Source organism: Hymenobacter sp. IS2118, assembly GCF_000715495.1.
GTDB lineage: Bacteria > Bacteroidota > Bacteroidia > Cytophagales > Hymenobacteraceae > Hymenobacter.
In genome coordinates this window covers 1-6,473 of the sequence record NZ_JNLX01000174.1, presented here as the reverse complement: position 1 = coordinate 6,473, position 6,473 = coordinate 1, and the positions used below count along the sequence as shown (strand labels likewise).

General features: G+C 56.2%; 2 protein-coding genes and 1 pseudogene. 2 read left to right on the top strand and 1 reads right to left on the bottom strand.

Features of this window, described 5'->3' with window-relative positions:
* Nucleotides 1-494: pseudogene (locus tag GM79_RS26155) on the bottom strand (ISLre2 family transposase); the annotation flags it as partial.
* Between the two features lie 72 nt (nt 495-566).
* Here GM79_RS26155 and GM79_RS18220 point away from each other — a divergent pair.
* Both GM79_RS18220 and GM79_RS18215 read left to right on the top strand, forming a co-directional pair.
* Nucleotides 567-2,672: a hypothetical protein gene (locus tag GM79_RS18220; RefSeq protein WP_152560072.1), complete on the top strand. Its 2,106-nt coding sequence runs from the start codon at nt 567-569 to the stop codon at nt 2,670-2,672.
* 1,892 nt (nt 2,673-4,564) lie between these two features.
* Nucleotides 4,565-6,473 (top strand): DUF6603 domain-containing protein (locus tag GM79_RS18215; RefSeq protein WP_035566856.1); only part of this gene is annotated, 1,909 nt, incomplete at its 3' end.

Sequence of the window (6,473 nt, the reverse complement as noted above, 5' to 3'; positions counted from 1 at the left end):
GCGCATAGACGATGCCCGCTGGGGCGGCTTCAGGGGCCGGGCAAGCCGGAACCTGGTCCAGGTCATGGGCGATGGCCTTCCCGTAAAAGCGCGTGAGCCGGTCAATCTGACTGGCCCCTACGGGCACCCCCAGCAGGGTTTCGGTCAAGGCGGCCGCCTGTTGGTAGACCTCGAATTGCCCTAAAAAAACAAGCTTCTCCTGGAGGTAGGGGCTGATGCCAAACCCGTTTGGGTGCACGCTAAAGACCTCACTATTTGCTATTTGAATTTGGCCAAAGCGCGTCATCATCTTTTTTTTTACGCCGGTCGTCTGGCACGGGGCCCATATTGCGCTCAAGCACTTGACGGCCCAATTCCAGCCAGATGGCTTCAAACGACTTCTCGTAATCGTAGAAAGTCGGCGCGGTCCCAAGGGCCTGCAAATCGTTGTACTTCTGCTCGGCCAAGGCGAGATATTCGGCTTTGCTCATGGCGGTGGTGGGGGAGGTAGGCATGACACAAGTTACCAATACGCCGCGACAATTTGAATTGCACCCCACTACGATGCCCTTCCCGCGGTGAGTACGATGATTGAGACTTCCGTAAATTCGGCCAAAGGCCGGCCGCATCAACTCTTTTTTACAGGCGACCAGATTTATGCTGACGATGTGTCAACCGCTGGCTTGGCAATTATTCAAGATATAAAGCAAGTGTTCATCGGCAATTGGTCGGAGTTTGGTTCATTACCAGACAATAAATACTTGTTTGGCACCCCTAGAGTGACACGTACGGAAGTCGGTAACCGGATTGAATTCGTTAAAAGTATCCATCTTTCAAACAGCATTGAGGACGGTCAGAACCACCTATTGAGCCTTGGCGAGTTTATGGCCATGTATTTGCTGAATTGGTCAGACGTACTCTGGCCCATGAGCCGCGCCGACTTACCCAGCTTTGAAAGTATTTACCGACCTCTCGGAATTAGCAATACTGAAAAGGTATTTGTGCCCGTTAGTGCTCCCGTTGGTGCTGTTGTTATATTGCCTCCAATAGAGATAGAAGAGCAAACAGAGCTTAGCCAGAAGTTTCTTGATGACAGTAATAAGCTCTGGATGACGCACCAAGCGCTGAAAGACGTACGACGAGCCATGGCTAACGTACCGGTCTACATGATGTGGGATGACCACGAAGTGGCCGATGATTGGTTTTTCTCCTTCAACTGGACTCAGAAAGTAATGGGTTGGGGCCCCGAGCCAGCAAATCCGTACGGTCGGCTCCTGATTCAAAACGGTATGACCGCATTCAATATCTTTCAGGGCTGGGGAAATGCCCCCGAGCGTTATGTTCCGTTCACGGCGGGGGGCTTCTTGCTTCAGGCAGCCAACAAAATACTCGCCTCGCCTACTGAGTGGCAAGTGACCAAGAACTGGACTGACTTAGCTGAACTAGTATTGCCGACGTGGGGACCAGCTACATTTGGTACCTTCTCAGGTACTGCCCTCACCTCGCCGATAGAGTATGACTTAGTGATGCACTTTGGCGAGTATGCCGTGCTGATGCTCGATACGCGCTCTAACAGATTTTTCCGCAACACATTTACAACCGATGCTACGGTCGGGCGCGACCGACCCGTACTTATGCGTCAAGAGCGTCTGGCGCAGTTGGTAAGTGAGACTTTTGCTCTTCAGACCCAGTACAACCTACGTGTGGTGGTAGTGGTATCACCCGCACCAGTCATCGGGCATAATATAGTGACGCATGTTATTGAAAAAACTCAAATTATTTTCGACCTGACCCCACGGCAACATCTTTTAACAAGGGAACCTACTAATGATGAAGCCGAACGGCGTGATGGAATAGATTTAACGCTTGATAGTGAAGCTTGGTCAGGTAATGCCATTGGACTTGAGGAGTTACTCAGGCAAGTTTCTACCTTCAAACGAGTTATTATTTTGTCTGGTGATGTTCACTTCAGTTACTCTAGTGTAGCACGCTATTGGACCGATGCCCAACTACCCCAAACATCAGCAGCTATAGGACAATTAACTTGCAGTGCAGCTAAAAACAGCACCAAAAAACCCGGATTTTATATTGAAACTGCTTCCAACGAGTTTTGGTCAAATCCTGGAATGGTCGGGAATGTCATAATCGCGCCGCGTTCCTTCGTAGGATGGGCTGACCTCACTACTGCATCTGGGCAGCCTCACCGAGTAAGGTTGCGGCGGAAAGGGCAATGGCAGGTACGGTCTAACCCAACAGTTATTGGCTTATCAGACCCGCTCCGAGACAGGTACGTATTGCTCAACCGCAATGACATGCCTGATTGGCGTTACACTTATTCTTTCTGCCAAGATTCCACCCAAGCTACCTTAACGGCTCGTCGTCAAGATTATGTCGAGCCGACTAACCCGAATTTAACCCATTGGGAACGATTGGCTACTGAACATGCGCTTTACAGTCACAACGGGAATAAAGGAATAGTTGTTAATTCTGACAATATAGGTGAGGTCACGTTCAAATGGACTGGCATCAATGCACAAGAGTTACAAGTGCAACATGGCCTTTGGTACGCCCTATTAGACCCTGAATCAGAGCCTGATGCAAACATACAATTAGTATTGAAACCTTACACCGTTCATACATTAGATTTAACTGTTCCAACTATGACTGAGATGCCGGGTGAATTCTTCAATTAGGCTAGTATTATGGCTCGCTTACTAGAATTTCTTGTGTTGTCTACGGAAGGACCTAACGAAAAAGCGTGGGGCTGGCTCATTCATGTAGTGGTTTGGACACCACAAGTCATTTGGGGCCTGGTAGCCATCGGGATTTTTGTTCGCATCACGCGGACTTGGAGTGTGAGGAGAACTAGCCGGTGTGCCATTCTATTACCTTACGGGATGATAGCAGCAGCAATAGGTTTGCAAATGAAGACGTTCGGCATTCCTCCATTCTCACCTACTGGAGGCTACCTCGGTCCACATTACAGGGACTTCTGGGATTGTGCCATGCCGAGCGTGGTGTTGCTGGTCGGTGTTGTGTCGCTGAATTTATACTGGTTTTTCAGTCATTCAGAACAGCTACCTCGTTCCTAAATAGTATATTAAGAAGGGCATATGTTATAAACTAGATTTTCAGGCGACTGACTCGCGTGAGTGACCAAATAGTTGATTTAAACACAATCTGCGAGGCAATGGCTCAACAATCGTTCACACGTTTCTTTACCGAGTTACAGCGCTTGTTTGCGCCCCTAACTGGAGCCAGTGACCCTGTAGGCTTTTTGCAAGAACTGGGGTGGGACATTGACGCTTTAACCGGTGGTAGCACTACCAGCTTCTCTGCCGCGGTAGCCAGCATAGCCCAGAGCATGCAAAACGTGGACGCCCTAGTGGCGCATCCGCCTCAGACACTGGCAGAATTCCAAACAGCACTGGGACAGTTGGCCACACTACAACAAGCGGTGCAGAACCTGAGCGGACCGCTGGTGACCAACGCCGCCGTAGCACAGGCGCTGCCTGGTCTACTCCTGAACAAGTTGCTCGTGCTCTACCTGTGTCTCCACCAGCCTGCTTTAAGCAAAGCTTTGAGCCTGTTACAAATCATTCATGAGGAAGACCCGGCAGCTGATGTAGTTGATGCGAACACTCAGGTTGGATACTACTTAGCCGGCCAAGTGCCAGTGCTTACGTTGGGGCGCTTTAAAGACTTTTTGAGTGACCCAACTGGATACCTAAAAGCTCAATACTGGCCCGGTGGTCTGCCCAATCAAGCAGCGGCTAGCGCAACGGCCGAAAAGCTATACCCTTACATCAGCGAACTAGCCTTCCAGTTAGGATTTGTCTTCAAATTTGGACGTGGCGATTCTCCCCAGCCTTCCTACCTGACAGCCCAAGAATGGGAGGAATTTCGCAGCGCTGCCACATTGCAGACCCCAGCCATTGTGACCCCGAATGGAAGCGTTTCCTTGGCCGCAGGGGTAGGCATATTGCCCGCTACAGCCTTCCCAGTTGATGGCGCGGGGGTATACTTTGTACCTCAAGGTCTAGTCACGTTAGAGGAACGGTTCGGTGATTGGTTGGTCACGGCCGACTTGCATGCGGGCGCAGGAGGCGTACGCATTCACCAGCGTAATATCAGTTCGCTGGGAATCGGTGGAGCAAACATAAGCTTGCGTGTGGCCCTGCGCCCTTTGCGAGCCGTTGATGCCCCCACAGGACCGGATTTCGTATGGGGGGCACCGACTGGTACTCGACTCGAAGTGAGCACTTATGGTGTCCAAGGCTTTTTGCTCACGGACGGTTTACAAGGGGATTATGGGGTGCAGGTGCAGTTTAGGCGCTTGCGGCTAGTACTCGGTAGTGCTGATACCGATTCCTTCTTGGCTAAGGCGCTACAAGCAACCGGTGACTCGCCGGGGGTTGCGTTTGACCTAACACTTGCTTGGAGCCAGAAAAAAGGTGTCCATATCAGTGGTGGGGCTAACGGCAAACTCGAAACCCGCATTTCCTTTCCTAAACGAGGCTCCCAAACCACTACACTTGCCTTTGGGGAACTTGCACTGGGACTGCAAGCACAGCAAGACAATATTTTGGTATATGCTACCACTGATGCAACCATTAAATTAGGGCCGGTAGTAGCAAATATTACCAAATTTGGCCTCGAAGCTGCCCTACAGGATGCTGATACCGGAAATTTCGGGCCGTTTGAGGCATCCATTCAATTTGTTCCCCCTCTTGGAATCGGCATTGAAGTTGACTCTGACGCCCTCAGTGGCGGCGGCTATCTCTTCCTAGACCCGGCCAACCACCAATACGCCGGAGTCGCCAACCTTAAACTCAAGACTACCGGGCAAGAAATCAACCTCAACGCCCTGGGCCTGCTGCAAACCGAATTGCCGGGCAACCCCGACGCCTACTCGCTGCTGCTGCTGATTACGGCCACCTTCAATCCCATCCAACTCGGGTTGGGCTTCACCCTCAACGGCCTGGGTGGCCTGCTGGGCGTGAACCGCGCCACCGACACCGACTACCTGCGCGGCCTGGTGCGGGGCGGGCGCCTCGACCAGCTGCTGTTTCCGGCCAACGTGCTCGACAACCCGGCCGCCGCCCTGGCCCTGGTCGACGCCGCCTTCCCCGCCACGGAGGGCCGCTACGTGATTGGCCTGCTGGCCCGCCTGGGCTGGGGCACGCCCACGTCCTTAATCACGCTCGACGTGGCCCTGCTCATCGAGCTGCCTTCCCCCGTGCGCATCGCCATCCTGGGGGTGCTCGAAGCCACCCTGCCCAGCAAGGCCAACGACCGGCTCAAGCTGCGGGCCGACTTTCTGGGCACGGTCGACTTCGGCGCCAAGCGGGCCGCCTTCGATGCCACGCTCAGTGATTCGCACCTGCTGGCCTTTGCCCTGACCGGCGATATCGCCTTTCGTTTCTACCAGGGCGACACCCCCTTGTTCGTCCTCACGGCCGGCGGCTTCCACCCCGCCTTTCAGCCCCCGGCCGGCGCGGCCCTCACCGGCCTGCGCCGCCTCACCCTGGCCCTCTCGCGCGGCAACGACCTGCGCGTGACGCTGGCCAGCTACTTCGCCCTCACGTCCAACACCGTGCAGTTCGGCAGCCACCTGGAACTCTACTACCGCCTGGCCCGGGGCCTGCGCGTGGAAGGCCACTTCGGCTTCGACGTGCTCTTCCGCTTCAACCCCTTCCGCGTGCAGGCCCACGTCGCGGCGGGCGTGGCCGTCTACTACGGCCGCCGCGAGCTGCTGAGCCTGCACCTGGCCCTGGACGTGACCGGCCCCGGCCCCTGGCACCTGTGGGGCCACGCCAGCTTCCGCGTCTGGGGCGTGCGCATCCGCGTCGACGTGGACGCCACCCTCGGCAGCGGCCAGGCCGAGCCCGCGCTGCCGGCCACCGACGTGCAAACCCTGCTCGTGGCGGCCCTGGACGCCCCGGCCAGCTGGGAAGTGGAGGCCCCCCAATCGGCCCTGCCCGGCGGGGTGGTGCTGCGCCCGGTGGGCGCTGCGGCCGCTTCCTTCTTCCTCGACCCGCGCGGGGCGCTGCTGCTGCGCCAGCGCGTGGCGCCGCTGGGCGTGGCCCTGGGCCAGTACGGGGCCGGCCCGCTGGCCGCGGGCTCGGGCCGGCGCTTCGACCTCACGGAACTGGTGGTGGGCGGCGTGGCCCATGCCGTGGCAACCGACAAGGGAGTGGAGGTGGTGCGCGATTTCTTCGCCCCCGCCCAGTTTCAGGCGCTCACCGACGCCCAGAAGCTCTCGCTGCCCTCCTTCCAGCTGCTGCCCTGCGGCCTGCGCCTGGCCCGCCTGGGCGGGCTGGTGGCCGACGAGAGGGCCACGCTGCGGGTCGTGTACTACGAGCACAAGCTCCTCAGCGGCGCCAGCGGCGGGGCGACGCTTGCCAAGGTCAAGGCAAGCGCCACGGCCTACGGGCAGCTGGCACGGGGCGGGGTGCTGGGCCAGCAAGTCGAGGCCGCGCGGCCCGCGGCCC